Below are 17,528 nucleotides of genomic sequence, written 5' to 3'. Positions count from 1 at the left end.
GGCGACCCTCAAATTGCCGCCGAGGGACACTGAATTTAGGCTTCGACTTGCAGGGTCGGCACCATCTTGACCGGGTTGGCCAGGTTCCAGAAGTTGGGCGAAGATGCGATCGTCGCCTCATACATCTGCTGGAATTTCTCAGGACTGGCATCGCCCTTGACCGTCATCGTCCAGCGCAGGTCTTGGTACCCGGCGTGGACAGATTCATCCAGCTTGAGCATGCCGCGCACGTCTAGGGTGCCGGTGCTGTGGATCTCCACCTTCTCCAGCCGAATGCCCTCCACCGAGCAAAACTCGACAAAGGTGGCCATAATGCAGGAATTAACCCCTGCTAGCAGCACTTCCTGGGGGTTTGGCCCCATGTTGGTGCCGCCCAGTTCCTCAGGCTCGTCAATGGTGAGCGAGAAGTTGCGGGCGTAGGGCTGCCCGGCCCAGTCAAAGGATTTGATGCTGGTCAGCGATCGCGTGCCATCGACCCAGGCGGTGGTGGCGTGGAACCCCAGTTGGGCATTGGCGGTATCTTGCTGAATGGCGGCAATCAGGTCGGTGATGCCGCTGGGAGCAAAGCCATTGATGGTGTATACGGTTTGGGTGGTCATGATCAAACTCCTTAAGGGTTAGTGAAAAATTGGGCAAAAACAAGACCGTCGGAACAGGCGTCAGGCCTGAATGGTGGGCTTACAAAAAGCCGTAAACGGGGGTCGCCGCAGAGTCAGCACACAAAACCTCGTAGGTTAGGGCTTCTGTGGGGTTAGCTTCCTGCGGTCGCATTCTGTCTACCCAGTCGGTATTACGGAACGCCAGTTGATCCTGGGCGGCCTGCTGGTGCAGGGTTGCCTTGCCGTCGGCGTGGCCATCGGGGGCAATGTCGGTCAGGGTGGGTGACCGTTGGTTTGGTGTCATCGTTAAACTCCTTTGCTTAGAGACAATTGAGGGCGATAGGGCGCAGCAATCCGTGAAATGACCGCAGCCATTCCGTTTTGGGTTCATTGCGCAGTTCGTTTGTCGCGCCGTTAGTCGTCGGGCAAAAACTCGTGGGCCAGGGCCGCAATCTGGGCGTATCCCGCTGCGCTCAACGCTTGCACGCTGTGCTTAAAGCTGGGATGGGTTATTCCAGCGATCAGAAAGGCGTTCTGATACGAGCGCTCCTGAATGTGCTGAATCTCATCCCGTTCGGGGGCAGAAAATGTTCGCCCGATCGCCCGCTCCAGGCTGGCAATATCCAGCTGCACCTGGGCTTTAAGGCCCTGATCGAGGTAGCGAATGATGGCGATGTAGTCGTCAATAGCAGCTGCGATCGCATTGGCATCTAGCGATTGAGCCATCGACTCCACCATCAGGGCATCGAGGCGGGCGTGCTGGGCCTCCTCCTGCCAGTGGTGCTTTAGCAGGCGGCAAAACTGTGGGTCGAGGGCATCCTGCTGGCCGCGAACGCTTTCCAGAAAGTGCCGCTGGGTCATCCATTCAATGTGCAGGGTCATCAGGGCCACGCCCAGGGGGCTGTGGCTAAGGACGAAGTCGGCGATCGCCTGGGGCGGCCCAATCACCTCGCAACGATGGCCAAACCCGGCCTCAAAGGCCGCCGCAAACTGGCGAAACAGGCGGATGTGTTTGCTCTCTTCGGCGGCAAAGCCCAGGTAGGCCTGGGTGGCCTCAATGTCATCACAGCCCGGGGTTTTAGCGTGGTCCACCACCAGCGGCAGAATGAATTCTTCCACCAGGCCAAACAGGTGCAGGTAGCTGTAGCTGCGAATGTGGTTTAGGGCCAGGGATTCTTTAACGCTGAGGCCGGAAACCTGGGTCTGCACCAGCGCCTCGGGCAAAAAGGGGCGGCTAAAGTCGAGGGGGCGATGGGGGCCAATCAGGTCTTCCACCTGCCAGGTCACCCGCGCGGCATCTTTGAGAATGGCCGGGTAGCTATACTTCGGAACGGTTGCGGCGGTCATAAAACCTCCTTGAGATAAAACGGGTCTTGTCAGGGTTGAACCGAATGGCTCAGGGGCCTGTGCTTTGACTTGATTTCAGAGTAGATAGAGGGGCGTCGCCGGTTCGTCGCCAAAGCGTCCCGGCAACGTCGCCCCAGGCGAGGCAAGTGGTTTAGGCGGCGGTGGGCAGTACCCCGAGCTGGCTCAGCAGGGTAGCGGTGTCGGGGTAGAGCCAGGTTTCGGCAATTTGCCCCTGGGTCATGCGGTAGAAGGCTACGCCAGTGAAATTCAGGGCATTGCCGGTGGCGGGGATGCCGAAGAGGTTTCCGGCATGGCGTCCGGTAATGGCGTAGCGCACCGCGATGTGCTCGCCTTCGGCAGCGATCGCCAAAATCACGCACTCTTGCTCCGTCACGCCGCTATTCCACTGGCGAAAGAACGCCTTGTACTCTTCACGGCTGGTGGGGCTCTTGCCGCCGGGGAAGTTGTGGGTGACGATATCGGCTGCCACCAGGCGATCGATCACATCCAGTTCGCCCCGGTGGGTGGTGGCAAAGAATTCTCGAATCACTTGCTTGTGCTGCTCTAGCTGAGCCTGATCGGCGGCAGAAATAGAGGTTGCAAACATAGGTCATATCTCCTGAAAAAACGTAAGAACAGAACAGAGAACTTGAAAACTAAACGGTGTCGTTAGTGCAGCGTCAATCCTGAAAATTAGGGTTCTCGTAGGTTGGGATTGACAGACCCCTAGGCGGCGATCGCCATCATCTGCTCCAGGGCCTGCTGGTCGGGGCCGGGGGTCGGCGTTGCCAACCGCGCCAGTTGCAGATAGTCAATTAGCCGGTCGGTCAACCCCCAGGCGGGGGGCAGGTGGCTGCTGAGAATGACCTGGGGCTGAAGCTGGCGCAGGGGGGCGATCGCCCGGTTCAACGCGCTGGCCTCGACCAGCGGCAGCCAGGGGGCATCGACCATCGTCCAGTTGATCAATCCGTCGCGCAGAGCATCGGGGTGGATAGACTGAGCCGTCTCGACGGGCTGCTGCATCAGCGCCCCAAAGCAGTCGGAGCTAAACAGTATGCGGTTGTCGGGGTCGAACAGGCCGGTGGTTTCGGGGGCGTCAAAGACCGGGGGCCGCAGGGCGAGAACGGTGCGATCGCCCAGATCCAGCCGCTGGCCTGGATTCAGCAAATACACCCGATTCAGCGGAAATTGCAGCAGCCCCAGCTTGCCCATGCCCAAAAAGGTGGTGACAAGGTGCGCTCTGGGAGCCAGGGCCATGAGCTCGGCCAGGTTGCCCAGGTGGTCGGGGTCGGTGTGGGTGAGGTAGATCCAGGCCAGGTCGGCGGGGTCGATCAGCTGCGACAGGCGATCGATGAAATCAGCTCCCAGGGCGGCTAGTCCGGTGTCGATCAGCATCGGCTGAGCGGCGCGAATGAGAAAAGCGTTCACCGGCAGCAGGCCTGCACCGGGCACCGGCAGGTAGGCAGGCAGGGTGTAGGTATCAGCGGCAATGCGTTGCGGGTCGAACATAGTCGGTGCTTGCATGGGTTCTCCTTTTTTGAGTAGGTGAGTGGATAGGTCAATAAAGCCAGCTTTGGTACTCGGGGGTGGCGGTTTTCATGTCTTCGTAGAGCCACACCATGCGGTCAAAAAACCACAGTTTGCCGACAAAAATCAGCAGCGTGCCCACCAGGGTCAGCGTCAGATTAAGCTGCCACAGTCCCCAGGCTCCGAGGCCCAGGCCCAGGGCCGCCAGCAGGGTTAAAAGCTGGGGCAAAGTCCGGTGGTGGGAAGGGATGGGCACCTGGTTGCGGTTAATCCACACCCGCTCGCCAAACACGCCCTTAGATACCCAGTTGCGGGTTGACCGGGGCGGCGGAAACAGGCGGGCGTTGACCCACACCCAGCTCAGGGCAATGGCAATGGGCCAGAGCGCCCCCCAGCCCAGCCAAACTCGGCTCCAGATCGCTAAAAACAGCAGGGGCATTACCGAAAGCCGGGTCCAAAAGCACCAGGGGTTGGCGTGGCCGCGCCAGGTGCGCTCATCCATGGCAAAAAGTTGAGAAATTGTGCGGGCAACCATGATTGGTCCTCCAGATTGGCATACTGCAAGGGCAGCGATCGCCCCTTTGATCGGGGTTTAGGCGAAGCGGGCGATCGCCATTAGGACTAACCCAGGGCTTGGCCAACCACCGCCCCAAACTGAGGTTGGGTGGGCATCACGGCCCTGGCGGTGATAGCGGTCGCCTCCGACCAGACCGGGGTGAGGCGAATCTGCATGGCGCTAAAGGCGGGGTTGTGCTGAATGTGCTGGCCAATATCGCTGTTGAGGTAGGCGATCGCCGCCACCTCGCTGTCAAACCAGTAGATGCCGCCCGCCTCTCTTTTGGCTTCATTCATGAGCCAGGTTTTCCAAACCAGTCCGGGCACTTGGGCGATCGCTAGCGCCAGGTCTAACCCGGCTTCTTTCAACTGTTCTGCTGGCGCGTCAAACGCAAAATTCATCTGTAAAATGCAGCTCATGGGTACCTCCGATGTCGGGTGTTTTCAATACACCAACCATCATGGGCGAGGCTGCGAACAGAGTGATGATCACCCCATGATCATCTGATGAGAAAGCTGTGATCAGCTTCAGAGGGCGTTTGAAAAGTGAATTGCTGTAGCTTTAGTCACCGGCTGATCCCCCCTGCCCCCCTTTTTAAGGGGGACTTTTACCCCCCTTTTTAAGGGGGATTTAGGGGGATCTCTACTTTTGCTACAAGAAACAAGACTTTTCAAACATCCTCTCAAATGCAAAGCTTTTGAGGCTAGCATTGAGTTAATTGGAAGTTACGAGAAAAGCGCGCTTAGGCGACTTTTCGAAAATCTTTCCAGTGGTGGGCGATGCCCACCCTACAGCAGTTAGGATCACTAGATAATGCTGGGATTGGCGTTCTTGGAAATCGCCTTCGCCGATTAAAATTCCTGATTTACAGTGAGTTTAACAGTCCTATTTTCGACTTTTTGTGCAAACCATCGGAAGAACGTGCCAGACACCATTGCCTAAACTGCTCATACTTGCCGCAGAGCCATTTCGCCAACCCCGGAGTGACCGATGCCGACTATTCAAGATCGCCTTCGACAGCAGGCCCAGCAGCGTTTTGTTGGACGCGGTGCAGAACTCGATATCCTGTGGCGAGCATTGGATGACGACGGGCCGTTGGTTACCTTTGTCTCCGGTCTGGGCGGCATCGGCAAATCGGCTCTGTTGGCGGCCTTTGTGGAGCAGCTTCAGGCCCAAAACATCACTGTTTTACCGCTCGACTGCCGAGCGGTGGAACCGTCAGAACAGGGGGTGCTAGAGGCGCTAGGGCAGCTCTGCAAAGCATCTTTTGCCACGGTGGCCGATGTTGCCGCTGCCCTCGATCGCCTGCCTGCCCCCGTGGTTATCACCTTCGACACCTACGAGCTGTTTCGCCTGCTCGATGCCTGGCTGCGGCAGGGGTTTGTGCCTGCTCTGCCCGACCGGGTGCGGCTGTTTTTTGTCGGTCGCGAGGCCCCAGTATCGGCCTGGTTGCTCACGCCCGGTTGGCAGGGGTTGTGCCAGCACCTGGCGCTAGACAGTTTAGATACCGTGGCGGCAACGGCGCTGCTGCGGCAGGCAGGCGTTGCCCCAGAGCAGGTTGAGCCCATTACCCGCTTTGCCCACGGCCATCCCCTGGCGCTGAAGCTGGCGGCGGCGGCCCTGGCTGAGCGGCCCGACCTCAGCATGGTCGAGCTAGAGGGGCAGCCTGTGGTCAGCGAGCTGGCCCGCATTTATTTACAAGATGTGCGCGATCCGGTGACCCGACAGGTGCTGGAGGCGGCCTCGGTGGTGCGGCGGACGACGCGATCGCTCCTCGCCGCCATGGTGCCCGATGTGCCAGAAAGTGAAGCCCGCGATCGCCTATTAACCCTGCCCTTCGTCGCCATCAGCCAGGACGGGCTGATGCTGCACGACATGGTGCAGCAGGCCATGGGCAGCTTTTTGCAGACCACCGATCCAGCCAAATATCAGCTCTACCGCAGTCGGGCTTGGCAGCAGCTGCGGCAGGAGTGGGCCACGGCGGGGCAAACCCACCGCTGGCGCTACACCGCCGACATGCTGTATCTGATTGAGCACCGCATGGTGCGCGATGCCTTCTTTCCGGCAGGGGCGCACACCCTGGCGATGGAGCCCGCCAAGGCTGAGGATGGGGAGGGCATTGTCGCCATTACCCAGCTGCACGAGGGTAAGCAGGCGGCTGTTTTACTCCAGGACTGGTGGCGAGAGGTACCGACGGCGTTTCGGGCCGCGCGTGATCGCAACAACGACCTGGTGGGCTATTCTCTGGTGTTTGACCCCGCTGAGGTGTCAGAAAATCTGCTGCTGGCCGACCCGATTACCAAGTTTTGGTGGCAAGAGCTACAGGCCAACCCAGTGCCAGCCGGGCAGCGGGTCTTTTTCATTCGCCGTGCCCTGGGCAAGCTCACTGGGGAAGCTATGTCAGAGATTCAGGCTGCCTGCTGGCTCGATGCCAAGCGCCTGTATCTCGAAAATCTGGATACCCTGCGGCGGGTTTATATCGTCTTTCGCAGCATCGATCAGCAGGGACCAATTGTTGAACGGCTAGGCTTTCGCTCGCTGGGGGATGGCATTGAACTGGAGGGGCACCACTACTACTGTTACTGCCTCGATTTTGGCCCCCAGCAGGTGATGGGCTGGCTCAGCGGTCTGGTCGATGCCCAGTACGGCTGCCCAGCGGAGTCTCTGGCAACAGAACCGCTAACGGAAGCATCTTCAAGCCCCGACGTGTTTGATGTAGAGGGCCACGCCCTGATCATTGACGGTGAGCCAGTGCCCCTCACGCCGCTGGAGTACGGGGTTTTAGCTTACCTGCACAGCCACTCCGGCAAGGCGGTTAGCCGCATGACCCTGCTGGAGGAAGTCTGGGGCTATGACTACGAAGGCGGCAGCAACGTGGTGGATTCGATCGTGCGATCGCTGCGTAAAAAGCTGCGGGACTACAGTGGTGCGATCGCCACGGTGACCGGCGTTGGCTATCGCTTTGACGGCTTTTAGCGATCAACCGAACCCATGACCACGTCAATGCTGCCCAGAATGACAAAAATGTCGGCCACCTTTTGGCCCCGAAGCAGATGGGGGAGCAGTTGCAGGTTGTTGAAGTCGGCGGGGCGAATCTTCCAGCGCCAGGGCATGGGGCTGTCGTTGCCGAGCAGAAAAATGCCCAGCTCGCCCCGGCCCGATTCCACCCGCACGTAGTGCTCGCCAGCGGGAATTTTGAAGGTGGGGGCAATTTTTTTGGCGATGAACTGGTAGTCGAAGCTATCCCACTCCGACTTTGGCCCTTCGGCCAGGCGCTTGGTCTCCAGATTTTCCCAGGGGCCGCCCGGCAGGCCGTCGATCGCCTGCTGAATAATTTTTAGAGACTCGCGCATTTCCGTGAGGCGCACCCGGTAGCGGGCCAGGCAGTCGCCCTCAACCTCCCAGGCCACCGACCAGTCAAAGTCGTCGTAGCATTCGTAGTGGTCAACTTTGCGCAGATCCCACCGCACGCCGCTGGCGCGCAGCATGGGGCCAGAGCAGCCCCAGCTAATAGCATCCTCCCGACTGACTACTCCAAGCCCTTCGCAGCGGCGGCGAAAGACTGGGTTGTCGGTGACCAGACGCTCATACTCGTCGAGCTTGGGGGCCAGGTAGTCAACAAAATCCTGACACTTGTCCACCCAGCCGTAGGGTAGGTCAGCGGCCACACCCCCCACCCGAAAGTAATTGTGGTTGACCATGCGGTAGCCGCTGACCGCTTCAAATAAATCAAGAATCGGTTCGCGATCGCGCAGCGTATAAAAAAACAGCGTCTGCGCCCCCATATCCATCACAAACGGCCCCACCCACAGCAGGTGGTTGACCAGCCGGGTCAGCTCCAGCAAAATGGCGCGAATGTAGCTGGCCCGCCGGGGCACCTCGATATCCGCCAGCTTTTCCACGGCATTGACCGTTACCGCTTCGTTAAACAAACCGCCGTAGTAGTCCCACCGGCTGGTGTAGGGAATGAACATGGTTGAGGTGCGGCCTTCGGCGATTTTTTCCATGCCCCGGTGCAGGTAGCCGATGACGGGCTCGCAATCGACCACGTCTTCGCCGTCGAGGGTGACCATAATGCGAAAGCAGCCGTGCATAGATGGATGGTGGGGGCCAAAGTTGACCACCATGGGCTCGGTGCGGGTTTCGATTTGGGCCATGGGTGTTCCTCCATTGGGGGTCATGGCACCAGTATTCTGACTTTGCCCCGCCCTGTCTTGCAGGTTCTTCAAAGCGTTTGCACAAAGTTCCGACAGAGAAGGGTTAGGGTAGTTTTAGTGGGATGAAACTGTGAAGGACAGCCACAAACTGACAAGAAGGAACGACTGCAGCCCGATGATTGCAGGCGGTTGGTCAGCCCCCTGCCGGATCACAACTTGTTTAACAAGCTATATCTAGAGCCATAGGAGCCATAGGATGACGCTGAAGGAAATGCTTATGCAAGAGTTAAGCGATGCCTCAGATCCTTTAATTGTCGAGGTTTTGGATTTCTTGAGATTCTTAAAAAGCAAGCAAACTGAGGACAATGCTGACCTCATAGAAGCTAGGGAGGCTTTAGCAACCGTTGCCGCCGAAGGCACCGTAGACTGGCACGACCTCAAGGCAGAATCTGGGCTATGACCTACCGCCTTAGGTTTGTGAAACGTGCGGCTAAACAGTTTCAGGCTTTGCCGGAGCAGGCGAAACGAAGAATTCAACCCAAAATTGACGCCCTAGCTACTGAACCTCGGCCTACTGGCGTTACCAAACTCTCTGGCGAGGATAACCTGTACCGCATTCGAGTGGGTGATTACCGCATTCTGTACGCTATCGAAGATGACCAGCTACTGGTTTTGGTAGTGGCACTTGGGCATCGCCGGGAAATTTATCGCTAACTCCGCCGCCACTGCCCTGGGGTAACCCCCACCAGCCGCTTAAAGTGGCGGTTGAGGTGGCTCTGGTGGGCAAAGCCAACCTGGTAGGCGATGTCGGCAATGGGCGCATGGGGCTGGGCCAGCAGTGTCTTGGCCCGTTCGACCCGGCAGCGAATCACGTACTGGTGGGGGGCAAACCCCGTGGACTGCTTGAACAACTGCGAGAAGTAGTGGGCGCTCATGCCCGCCAGGTCTGCCAGGGTAGCGAGGCGCAGGTCAGTATCGAGGTGGGCGTGGATGTAGTCGAGAATGCGCCGGAGCTTGGCCTGGGAAAGCCCGTCGGAGTAGGTTTTGAGGATGGGCTGGCGGGTGGCGTAGGTTTGCAGCAGGTGTACCGCCAGGGTCGTGGTGAGCGATTCGGCGTAGAGGCTGTCGATGTTGCCTAGCTGGAGCTGCCGTTTGAGGGCCAGCCCGAGTTGAAGCACGAGCAAGTCTTGGGTGGCGAAGTGGGGCACCAACTCAACGGTGGTGCCATCCAGCGATCGCCCCAGGGTCGCCGGTTCAAAGGCCAGACTCATAAACTCGCCCGGCACGTTCCAGCGCGATCGCTGCCCCACCTGGGCGGGCAACACCAAAATATCCCCCGGATGCACGGGCTCGACCTTAAACTGGCTGTCGATCCAGCGCTCCGCCAAGGCTGTCTCCGGCAGCTGGGTAAACAGCACAATGCTGTGCCAGGGGGTGGCCACCTCCATGGGCGTTTCCCCCGGTGGTTCCCAGCGGCAGTCGACGTAGGTGCCCCCCCAGCAAAACTCCTCGGTGGACACCAGCGGCGGGGCCGTAAAGATGGCATCGATCTGGGGCTTGCTGGAGAGCAGTTGAGGGGCCATGGCAAGATCCTCACGTCGGTCGGGCAGTGCCCACTAGTCCAAACTTTACTAGCTTTATACCAAACAGACTAAATAGTCTGTAAGATGGGCAACATCAATTTCACCGGCAAACCCATGCCCCGCAGTGGCGAAAAAACCAAAGCCAAGATTCTCGACGCCGCCCACGCCCTGGTGATGGGCCACGGGCTGGCGGGCACTTCCATAGACATGGTGCTGGCCAAGGCCGAAATCACCAAGGGGGCGTTTTTCTACCACTACAAGACCAAAGCCGACCTGGCCCAAGCGTTGGTGCAGCGCTACAGCGATCGCGATGCCGCCCACCTAGAGAGCACCCTGGCTCGCGCCGAAAAGCTCAGCCGCGACCCGCTCCAGCAAATTTTGGTGTTTCTCGGCCTGCTGCAAGAGGAGGTCGAGCAGCTCACTGACCCCACCGCTGGCTGTCTGATCGCCTCCTACGTCTACCAGTTTGAGGATCTGGCCCCCGAGATTCGCACCATTTCAGCAGAGTCGTTTTTGCTGTGGCGGCAGCGGCTGGGGGCCAAGTTTGAGGCGGCGATCGCCCAGCATCCTCCCCGGGCCTCCGTCACCGCTGCCTCCCTGGCCGATGCGCTCGTGTCGGTTTTTGAAGGCGGCTTTGTGATGACCCGCGTGCTGCAAGACCCGACGCAAATGGCCCAGCAGTTGGCTCACTACCGCCACTACATCGAGCTGCTGTTCACCCGACCTGACCCGCTATGATGCGGGTTGCCAGGTGACTAACCCCGTGGATTGTCAGGAGGTTACGGATCCACCGTCTACGGCCCCGAGGGCTTGCAGCGATACCCGCTGAGCATCGGTGAGCCCGGTGGCCCCAGTGATGGTCATGCCTTCGTAGGGACGACTGGCTCGATAGGTTTGCAGGCAATACCCACTGGCCACATCCCAGACTTTGACGGTTTCATCGACGCTGCCGCTGGCCAACAGGCGGCCATCAGCGCTAAAGGTCACCGAGGTGACGCGATTGCTATGGCCGGTCAGAACACGTTGCAGGGTGCGAGTAGGCCAGTGCCAGTGCCAAATGGTGTGGTCATCGCTGCCAGTGGCCAAAAGCTCACCCTCGGGATGAAAGCAAACGGTCTGTACTGTTGCCCCGTGGCCAGTAAAAGTGTGCTTTAGCACTCCGGTGTCAGCGTTCCATAGGCCAACAGTGGTGTGTTGCAGCCGGTGGCCAGATGCTAAGGTCGACCGACCACACCGGCTCTGGGTGCGGTAATGAGTGCAAGATCTGGCCTGAGGGAAGCGCCCAAAGCTTGGCGGTGCAGTCGTGGCTACAGCTGGCCAATCGAGTGCCATTGGGGCTAAATTTGGCAGCCCAGGTCATATTGGTGTGGCCCTCTAAGGATTTGATTAATTTCCCGGTCTGTACATCCCAAAGCTTGACGGTATAGTCTAAGCTGCCGCTGGCTAACTGCTGTCCGTCGGGGCTAAAGCGTATATTCCAGACCGAGTTGCGGTGACCATCAAAGGTATGAATGAGCTGATGGGTCTGGAGATTCCACAGTTTGATAGTGCGATCGCTGCTGCCACTGGCAAAACAGGTGCCGTCTGGATGCACATCTACTGACAGCACCCGGTTGGTGTGGTCGTACCAGGTTTTCAGCAGCTTGCCCGTGGCGCGATCCCACAGCCGCAGGGATCACCTAATTGCTGTAGCCCTGCCAGGTTTTGAGGGTCTGCCCTGTCTGCACATCCCACAGTTTGAAGCAGTGATCGTTGCTGCCGCTGACCAATTGACGCCCATCGGGACTAAAGGCCACCGACCAGACCCAGCTAGTGTGACCATACAGCGTTTTGAACAACTGTCCAGTGGCCCAGTGCCACAGTATCACCGTGCCATTGGCGCAGGCGCTGGCCAAAATTTCGCCATCCGGGCTAAAGATCGCAAGCCAGGTCATGATTGTCTGCTCTAGGCCCGAGAGACGGGCAAACTGCTGGTTGAGCAGGCGGCGAATGCCGTTGAACACCACTGTTTCCTGGGCGAGAAAGGGGGCAATATCACCATCAAACAGATCTTGGATGGTACTGGCCACCAGATTGAGGGCCAGGGGGTTGCCGCTGTAGCGATCGCACAACTGTCGCCGGTCTGCATCGCTGCCCCTGGCCAGCAGTGCCTCAGGCGGCTTGGTGGCCGAGAGCACAGTTGTCACGCCGGGGTAGTAGCGCCCCTCAATTTCATAAAGCATTTTGCGATGGCCCGGCCCGGCCTCTGGGCCATCGCGCCGCACTCGTTTAGCCGAGTAGCGCGGAAGTTTGTGCATGGTTACCAGACTGTAGGTTGTCGTTCAATCTCTACAGGCTAGGTTAATACTCATCCTCAAACTGCGGATGCACCCACATAAATTCGCGACGTTTGTTTTGCACGCGCACCAGCCCGCCAAAGCTGGGATCTCGCTCCTGTAAGAGGGCGTGCAGCTCTCGCAGCATGGCGTTTTGAGCTTGCTGCGCTACTCCATGCCCTACGTCCGAAATAATGTCATCGCCGGAAACTTCGGCTAGTGCGCCGCTACTCGTCAATGCAGCGCCAAACAATTCTTTGCCAAAATCGAGGCCCTTTTCGATGCCTTTGTAGGTGTCATCAGGAATAGCAATCTTTGTCGTAGCAGCGACGACAGGAAGTATCGCGCCAAGCGTCTTGGTTACGGTTCGCAAGGCAGGCCCGTAATTCTCTAGCCACTCGCGCGATCGTTCGAGTTTGTAGCTGCCGCGACTCCGATCTTCGCAGAGGGCAGGAAGGGGTTTGCGGGAATGCTCGCACCAAAGGGTTAAATAGAACTTCTGAGTCGCCCATGAGGGGTTATCGAGAAAGCCAGTGTCGGTGGGTGTGAGGCTGAAAAGGCGGGGGCCGTTTCTAGCTTCGTCGAGCCCCATCTGCATCAATATCGCTAGCTGTTCGTCCGCTTGGCTCATCATTCGATACAAAGCCTGCATCCGTTGGAAGTCTTTTTCGTCTTTCACGTCAACGATTTCTTGGACTTCGTGGCGAATTTGCTTGATGTCGCTGTCAGACAGCTGCGACCGGCGTATGACCGTCGCATTGCGCATCAATGCCTCTACAGAATGAAACTGCTCACAATCGGTGGCCGAACAGAGAACTTTGTTGACGTCATTCTTTTTGTTAAGGATGAGTTTCCTTACATCAAATCGTCCACGCCCTGGATCGTTTAGTCCACAGGGGGCGATGCAGGGTACTACAACCTCACATCGCAGGCCAGCCCATCCCTGATCAGGATTTTCAATCAGTTCTTGCACGTCTTTTGTCAATTCGTACAGCAAAAATTCTGGATATGCTGCCCGCACTGTGATGTGAACATCGTTGCCAATGTGCCGCAGCAATGCCCGACCATTGTAATCGTCGTCGAGCATCAAGCCGCGCTGCCAGTGAACGCTCTTGTCGTAGTCTTCGCGACCCAGCGAATACTTATGCAGCCGCGCGATCAAACGGTAAAACAGCCCTTCGGCATTGGCAGATTGGTCTTTGTCGCGCTCGACGATTTGGCAGATCTGTTGCTTTTCTTCGTCGCCGGGTTGAGGGTGATCACCCCAGTCGGGCAAGGGCTTGGGCTGGTCGTCCACCAATTGTGCAATCAGGCTGGTCGCGGGCGGCCTGCTGTTTGCCGGATCGACAATTACCTGATACGAAATATCGAAGCGTTCCATTAGCCTGCGAAACAACGGGTGCAGCTCTTCGGGATAGCCTGCTTCATATTCGTAAGGTGGGTTATTCCACAATTGGGTGAGGTGCTCATGACTTACCAGGCCGTTTAGTTCTCGGGTGGTGGGGTCATCCAGTACAAAGCTGATTGCCTTGGCCAGCCAGTCGGGCTTCAAAATCATGAACTGCTTCAAATCGTCGTCGGTGCCATAGTGAATCACGTAACCGAGCTGATTCAGCATGCCAGCGTAGGTTTTTGCCAATACTTTTGGCACCTTTTCTAATTCGCACAATTCCTCAAATTGCTCGTAGGCAATGTAGGGGTCTGCCTCACTGCGTTGCTTCACGGCTTGCAGCACATTGTTCCAGCTAGTGGCTACTTCTCGACCGACATTCGGCAATGCCGCCGCGGCGTTTGCAATTGCTTCTATTAGTTCTGCCATGCCCTGGCGCTCACCAGTCCATGTATCGTTTGCCTCGTCATAGTGTTCGGGTCGGCTATTAACGTGGAAGGCACCTACCACGCAGTCGGCACCAAATTTGTCGCGCAGATCTTGCAGGTCGATATCGGGTTGGCGTTGTTGGGGGCCGCCGTGGGTACCAACGATCAACACCTTGGCGTCCTCGCCAGCGCGGTGTTTGATAGTGTTGATCCAGTACTCGATCGCCCCTTGCTGTGGGCCTTCGCGTGGCTTCCAAACCACCAAATACACCGCCGGGGCGCTGAAGAAAAACTGGTGCGTGGGTCGGTACACCTTCTGCCCGCCAAAGTCCCAGGTATTTAACGTGATCTCGGTTTCCGAGCCATTGCCATCGCGATGGGTAACCGGCACGGGTTTAATTTCAATGCCGTGGGTCGAGTCGTGTTTTTGCCATGGCTCGTTACGCAGCGCGTCGAGCAGGCAAGATTTGCCCACTTCCCCCTCGCCGATCAGAATCAGCTTCGCCTCGTTGAGAACGATTTGATCTTCGGCTTTGGCTTGCAGATACGCCTTGATTGCGTCGAGACCCTGCTCGTAAGCTGCGGCCAGTTCAAGGTTGAGAGGGTTTTCTTGAACAGAGAGTTCACTCAGTTCGTTAAGCTGAATCAGCCAAACCGGCAAATCGCGGATCTCACAACCGTCAAGATAGAGTCCCTGTAGTCTCGATAGATGCTGAAGTTGCGGCGGCACTTCAGTCATCGGATTTCCACCGAAACCCTGTTGGCCAATAAACAGGGTCCTTAATTTGCTTAGCTTGGAAAACGAAGCTGGAAATTGGCGAATCTGATTTCTGTTTAGGCCGAGATAAGTCAACTCATGAAGACTGCCGACGGCCTCTGGCAAAGATGTTAGCTGACAGCCGAAGAGGGAAAGTATCTGTAACTGGGAGAGCTGGCCTAGCCACTCCGGCAGTGCCGTCAGTTGGCTGTCGGAAAGGTCCAGCGACCGCAACTGGGAGAGCTGGCCCAGCGACTCCGGCAGCGCCGTCAGTTGGTTGCCTCTGAGGTCCAACGACTGCAACTGGGAGAGCTGGCCCAGCGACTCCGGCAGCGCCGCCAGTTGGTTACTAGAGAGGTTCAGCTCTTGCAACTGGATAAGCTGGCCCAGCCACTCCGGCAGTGCCGTCAGTTGGTTGCGGGAGAGGTCTAGCGACTGCAACTGGGTGAACTGGCCCAGCGACTCCGGCAGTGCCGTCAGTTGGTTGCGGGAGAGGTCTAGCGACTGCAACTGGGTGAACTGGCCCAGCGACTCCGGCAGCACCGCCAGTTGGTTACTAGAGAGGTTCAGCTCCTGCAACTGGGTAAGCTGGCCCAGCCACTTCGGCAGCGCCGTCAGTTGGTTGCCCGAGAGGTTCAGCGACTGCAACTGGAGCTGGCCCAGCGACTCGGGCAGCGCCGTCAGTTGGTTGCCCGAGAGGTTCAGCGACTGCAACTGGAGCTGGCCCAGCGACTCGGGCAGCACCGTCAGTTGGTTGCCCGAGAGGTTCAGCGACTGCAACTGGAGCTGGCCCAGCGACTCCGGCAGTGCCGTCAGTTGGTTGCCCGAGAGGTCTAGCGACTGCAACTGGAGCTGGCCCAGCGACTCGGGCAGCGCCGTCAGTTGGTTGCCCGAGAGGTTCAGCGACTGCAACTGGAGCTGGCCCAGCGACTCGGGCAGCGCCGTCAGTTGGTTGCCCGAGAGGTCTAGCGACTGCAACTGGAGCTGGCCCAGCCAATCCGGCAGCACCGTAAGTTGGTTGTAGGCCAGGTCTAGCGACTGCAACTGGGTGAGCTGGCTCAGCGACTCCGACAGCGGCGTCAGTTGGTTGCCCGAGAGGTCTAGCGACTGCAACTGGGTGAGCTGGCTCAGCGACTCGGGCAGCGCCGTCAGTTGGTTGCCCGAGAGGTCTAGCGACTGCAACTGGGTGAGCTGGCCTATCGACTCCGGCAGCGCCGTCAGTTGGTTAGATGAGAGATTTAGCTCCGCCAACTGGGTGAGCTGGCCTATCAACTCTGGCAGATCGATGAGCCTTTCTGAGTCATCGGCATCCCAATCACAACTCAGATCGAGTTTTGTCGCCCCAGTACGCAACGCTTCCGCAATTTTGCGCTCGGCCTCTTGATAAGGCTTATCCGTTGCCATTGCCAATCCCCCCTCGCCCCTTCATTTTGAAAAACCCGCACCGAACTATATCAACAGCAAGATATATTCGGCCTATCTACCCAAATCTAAAGCGATATACCGCCACTGGCGACCCATCTGCCCAAATTTGGCCAACGCGACTCCCCAGCACCGTCAAGCCCATCAGTACCCAGACAAAGCACCAAGTCATCGCATCCTAGCCTCCTTTGAAGCTGCTTCGCCAACCCTAAGCCAATCAGGCTAACGCCAAGTAATTACACCCCGGTGATAAGCAATTACACCAAAGTGCCAAATAATCACATCCAAATGCCAAGCAATTACACCCGAGTACCAAGCAATCACACCTAGGTGATAAGTAAGTACATGGGTTGTCATGCCTCACCCCCATCGCCGCTTCATTTAGCAGCGCGTATCCATATTGCTTCCATAAAGCTCTCTCATTTCTTCCGGGTTTTTTGCCGCACCGGGCACATTGCCTAAAGCGAAAGGCGAGCCTCCCCAACCTTCCCGCCGACCAACCTTCACCCATCCTATGAATTGCCATTAAGGAGCACTACACCATGCCCAATACTGATACCACTCGCCGCCTGCGGCCCGACTATATCGATCAAGATATTGAATCTCTTCGCGGTGTTCGCACCATCGCTGACTACACCTCGCCTCGCCCCGAAACTACCCTCGAAGGGCTGCAAAGCAGCTACGCTGAAATGATGTCCGCCCAGGATGAAGCCTCCGAAGCCCTCATCCGCGCCAAAGCCCTGGCCGACAAAGCCCGCCTCGCCGAGTGGAAATTTCACAACAACATCTTGGCCATGAAAGAGCTAGTGCGAGGCGTCTATGGCTCCGATAGCGACGAAGCCCAGGCCATCGGCTACAAGAAAAAATCTGAACGCAGACGTCCTCGACGTTCTGCGGCCTAGACATCAAATTTATATTCAAACAACATACCCCCCAAATCTGTCAGGTTTGGGGGGTATTAAATGGCTTGGGTGAGCCTCTATTCGCCAGTCTGCTACCGGGTCTGCCACAACAGTCTTTAGCTTTAACCACCAAACGATTTACTTGGCTGCAAAAGGAGTGGCGTAGACGCGGCTGATGCGAAATTCTATCTGGGTGGTGCGGTGCTGCCAAGTAAGTTTTTCGATGACAATATCGGCGTGGGCGAGCCAGTTTTCGTCCACCAAACACAGCGGCACATCGAGGGGAAAAATGCGATAGCCCGCTTTCTGTACCCGGTGCTGTGTCCCAACTTCGAGCACGGCGGGGTAGCCCTGGGCGGGCTTGAGTTTGAGCAGGCTATTGATTTCGCAGGGCATTCCCATGGGCAGTTTCTCTAAGCGTTGCTCTAGCGGTTTTGGGAAGGAATTATCTGGCGAAGATAACGAGGTCAGCGCGGGCGCGATCGCCCCATCCCGGCCAGAGTTACGACGGCAGCGAGCAAAGCATTTATCCTAGCAGTGGAACC

At 57.8% G+C, this 17,528-nt stretch carries 19 protein-coding genes; 5 read left to right on the top strand and 14 right to left on the bottom strand.

Features of this window, described 5'->3' with window-relative positions:
• Positions 1-35: 35 nt before the first annotated feature.
• The 7 genes from VB780_RS08770 to VB780_RS08740 all read right to left on the bottom strand — a co-directional run bounded on the left by VB780_RS08770 (position 36) and on the right by VB780_RS08740 (position 4,448).
• Entirely contained in the window at positions 36-599 is a 564-nt protein-coding gene (locus VB780_RS08770) for an OsmC family protein (RefSeq protein ID WP_323350757.1), read from the bottom strand.
• Between the two features lie 79 nt (positions 600-678).
• Positions 679-903 (bottom strand): hypothetical protein, encoded by a 225-nt coding sequence (locus tag VB780_RS08765; protein WP_323350756.1) that lies wholly within the window; start codon positions 901-903, stop codon positions 679-681.
• 110 nt (positions 904-1,013) lie between these two features.
• Positions 1,014-1,946 (bottom strand): hypothetical protein, encoded by a 933-nt coding sequence (locus VB780_RS08760; protein WP_323350755.1) that lies wholly within the window; start codon positions 1,944-1,946, stop codon positions 1,014-1,016.
• A 151-nt stretch (positions 1,947-2,097) separates the two neighbouring features.
• Positions 2,098-2,553 (bottom strand): ester cyclase, encoded by a 456-nt coding sequence (locus tag VB780_RS08755; RefSeq protein WP_323350754.1) that lies wholly within the window; start codon positions 2,551-2,553, stop codon positions 2,098-2,100.
• Between the two features lie 119 nt (positions 2,554-2,672).
• Positions 2,673-3,470, bottom strand: a complete 798-nt coding sequence (locus tag VB780_RS08750; RefSeq protein ID WP_323350753.1) for an MBL fold metallo-hydrolase — start codon at positions 3,468-3,470, stop codon at positions 2,673-2,675.
• A gap of 34 nt (positions 3,471-3,504) precedes the next feature.
• Complete coding sequence (locus VB780_RS08745) at positions 3,505-4,008, bottom strand: DUF6653 family protein (protein WP_323350752.1); 504 nt, start codon at positions 4,006-4,008, stop codon at positions 3,505-3,507.
• Positions 4,009-4,094: 86 nt separating this feature from the next.
• A complete protein-coding gene (locus VB780_RS08740; protein WP_323350751.1) occupies positions 4,095-4,448 on the bottom strand; it encodes a YdhR family protein in 354 nt (117 codons plus the stop codon).
• A gap of 571 nt (positions 4,449-5,019) precedes the next feature.
• On the opposite strand from VB780_RS08740, the gene VB780_RS08735 reads away from it, so the two are divergent.
• Positions 5,020-7,005, top strand: a complete 1,986-nt coding sequence (locus tag VB780_RS08735) for a winged helix-turn-helix domain-containing protein (RefSeq protein ID WP_323350750.1) — start codon at positions 5,020-5,022, stop codon at positions 7,003-7,005.
• Here VB780_RS08735 and VB780_RS08730 read toward each other — a convergent pair.
• Positions 7,002-8,186 (bottom strand): NAD(P)H-quinone oxidoreductase subunit H, encoded by a 1,185-nt coding sequence (locus VB780_RS08730; protein ID WP_323350749.1) that lies wholly within the window; start codon positions 8,184-8,186, stop codon positions 7,002-7,004. The genes VB780_RS08735 and VB780_RS08730 overlap by 4 nt on opposite strands.
• 256 nt (positions 8,187-8,442) lie before the next feature.
• On the opposite strand from VB780_RS08730, the gene VB780_RS08725 reads away from it, so the two are divergent.
• Together VB780_RS08725 and VB780_RS08720 are read left to right on the top strand one after the other, a co-directional pair.
• The gene (locus VB780_RS08725) at positions 8,443-8,646 is read left to right on the top strand and encodes a hypothetical protein (RefSeq protein ID WP_323350748.1); all 204 of its coding nucleotides are present in this window, start codon (positions 8,443-8,445) and stop codon (positions 8,644-8,646) included.
• Entirely contained in the window at positions 8,643-8,900 is a 258-nt protein-coding gene (locus tag VB780_RS08720) for a type II toxin-antitoxin system RelE/ParE family toxin (protein ID WP_323350747.1), read from the top strand. The genes VB780_RS08725 and VB780_RS08720 overlap by 4 nt, the downstream gene beginning before the upstream one ends.
• On the opposite strand, the gene VB780_RS08715 is transcribed toward VB780_RS08720, so the two are convergent.
• Positions 8,897-9,769: an AraC family transcriptional regulator gene (locus tag VB780_RS08715; RefSeq protein ID WP_323350746.1), complete on the bottom strand. Its 873-nt coding sequence runs from the start codon at positions 9,767-9,769 to the stop codon at positions 8,897-8,899. The genes VB780_RS08720 and VB780_RS08715 overlap by 4 nt on opposite strands.
• Positions 9,770-9,853: 84 nt before the next feature.
• On the opposite strand from VB780_RS08715, the gene VB780_RS08710 reads away from it, so the two are divergent.
• On the top strand, positions 9,854-10,507 hold the full coding sequence (locus tag VB780_RS08710) for a TetR/AcrR family transcriptional regulator (RefSeq protein WP_323350745.1): 654 nt from the start codon (positions 9,854-9,856) through the stop codon (positions 10,505-10,507).
• Positions 10,508-10,540: 33 nt separating this feature from the next.
• Here the strand turns inward: VB780_RS08710 and VB780_RS08705 are convergent, their stop codons facing one another.
• From VB780_RS08705 to VB780_RS08690, 4 genes are read right to left on the bottom strand one after another with little or no spacing between them, the layout of a single operon-like run.
• Complete coding sequence (locus VB780_RS08705; protein WP_323350744.1) at positions 10,541-10,927, bottom strand: hypothetical protein; 387 nt, start codon at positions 10,925-10,927, stop codon at positions 10,541-10,543.
• Positions 10,928-10,934: 7 nt separating this feature from the next.
• Entirely contained in the window at positions 10,935-11,408 is a 474-nt protein-coding gene (locus VB780_RS08700; RefSeq protein ID WP_323350971.1) for a WD40 repeat domain-containing protein, read from the bottom strand.
• A 40-nt stretch (positions 11,409-11,448) separates the two neighbouring features.
• Positions 11,449-12,066: a hypothetical protein gene (locus VB780_RS08695; RefSeq protein WP_323350743.1), complete on the bottom strand. Its 618-nt coding sequence runs from the start codon at positions 12,064-12,066 to the stop codon at positions 11,449-11,451.
• A gap of 43 nt (positions 12,067-12,109) precedes the next feature.
• A complete protein-coding gene (locus VB780_RS08690; protein ID WP_323350742.1) occupies positions 12,110-16,063 on the bottom strand; it encodes a leucine-rich repeat domain-containing protein in 3,954 nt (1,317 codons plus the stop codon).
• Between the two features lie 560 nt (positions 16,064-16,623).
• Between VB780_RS08690 and VB780_RS08685 the strand changes: the two genes are divergently transcribed.
• Positions 16,624-16,983 carry a hypothetical protein gene (locus VB780_RS08685; protein ID WP_323350741.1) on the top strand — a complete coding sequence of 120 codons (360 nt, stop codon included), beginning with the start codon at positions 16,624-16,626 and terminating at the stop codon, positions 16,981-16,983.
• 138 nt (positions 16,984-17,121) lie between these two features.
• Here the strand turns inward: VB780_RS08685 and VB780_RS08680 are convergent, their stop codons facing one another.
• Positions 17,122-17,385 carry a DUF2584 family protein gene (locus VB780_RS08680; protein ID WP_323350740.1) on the bottom strand — a complete coding sequence of 88 codons (264 nt, stop codon included), beginning with the start codon at positions 17,383-17,385 and terminating at the stop codon, positions 17,122-17,124.
• Between the last annotated feature and the right edge of the window lie 143 nt (positions 17,386-17,528).

Source organism: Leptolyngbya sp. CCNP1308 (genome assembly GCF_034932455.1).
In the GTDB taxonomy this organism is placed as follows: domain Bacteria; phylum Cyanobacteriota; class Cyanobacteriia; order Phormidesmidales; family Phormidesmidaceae; genus Nodosilinea.
The sequence above is the reverse complement of the archived record's forward strand: the minus strand, read 5'-3'. Positions and strand labels throughout refer to the sequence as shown.

What these genes read in the sequence shown, in the direction of transcription:
- VB780_RS08750 (WP_323350753.1), bottom strand. Translation starts at nt 3,470, where the DNA reads ATGCAAGCACCGACTATGTTCGACCCGCAACGCATTGCCGCTGATACC.
- VB780_RS08720 (WP_323350747.1), top strand. Translation starts at nt 8,643, where the DNA reads ATGACCTACCGCCTTAGGTTTGTGAAACGTGCGGCTAAACAGTTTCAG.
- VB780_RS08680 (WP_323350740.1), bottom strand. Translation starts at nt 17,385, where the DNA reads ATGGGAATGCCCTGCGAAATCAATAGCCTGCTCAAACTCAAGCCCGCC.
- VB780_RS08760 (WP_323350755.1), bottom strand. Translation starts at nt 1,946, where the DNA reads ATGACCGCCGCAACCGTTCCGAAGTATAGCTACCCGGCCATTCTCAAA.
- VB780_RS08725 (WP_323350748.1), top strand. Translation starts at nt 8,443, where the DNA reads ATGACGCTGAAGGAAATGCTTATGCAAGAGTTAAGCGATGCCTCAGAT.
- VB780_RS08685 (WP_323350741.1), top strand. Translation starts at nt 16,624, where the DNA reads ATGCCCAATACTGATACCACTCGCCGCCTGCGGCCCGACTATATCGAT.
- VB780_RS08735 (WP_323350750.1), top strand. Translation starts at nt 5,020, where the DNA reads ATGCCGACTATTCAAGATCGCCTTCGACAGCAGGCCCAGCAGCGTTTT.
- VB780_RS08695 (WP_323350743.1), bottom strand. Translation starts at nt 12,066, where the DNA reads ATGCACAAACTTCCGCGCTACTCGGCTAAACGAGTGCGGCGCGATGGC.
- VB780_RS08710 (WP_323350745.1), top strand. Translation starts at nt 9,854, where the DNA reads ATGGGCAACATCAATTTCACCGGCAAACCCATGCCCCGCAGTGGCGAA.
- VB780_RS08755 (WP_323350754.1), bottom strand. Translation starts at nt 2,553, where the DNA reads ATGTTTGCAACCTCTATTTCTGCCGCCGATCAGGCTCAGCTAGAGCAG.
- VB780_RS08690 (WP_323350742.1), bottom strand. Translation starts at nt 16,063, where the DNA reads ATGGCAACGGATAAGCCTTATCAAGAGGCCGAGCGCAAAATTGCGGAA.
- VB780_RS08715 (WP_323350746.1), bottom strand. Translation starts at nt 9,769, where the DNA reads ATGGCCCCTCAACTGCTCTCCAGCAAGCCCCAGATCGATGCCATCTTT.
- VB780_RS08745 (WP_323350752.1), bottom strand. Translation starts at nt 4,008, where the DNA reads ATGGTTGCCCGCACAATTTCTCAACTTTTTGCCATGGATGAGCGCACC.
- VB780_RS08730 (WP_323350749.1), bottom strand. Translation starts at nt 8,186, where the DNA reads ATGGCCCAAATCGAAACCCGCACCGAGCCCATGGTGGTCAACTTTGGC.
- VB780_RS08740 (WP_323350751.1), bottom strand. Translation starts at nt 4,448, where the DNA reads ATGAGCTGCATTTTACAGATGAATTTTGCGTTTGACGCGCCAGCAGAA.
- VB780_RS08765 (WP_323350756.1), bottom strand. Translation starts at nt 903, where the DNA reads ATGACACCAAACCAACGGTCACCCACCCTGACCGACATTGCCCCCGAT.
- VB780_RS08770 (WP_323350757.1), bottom strand. Translation starts at nt 599, where the DNA reads ATGACCACCCAAACCGTATACACCATCAATGGCTTTGCTCCCAGCGGC.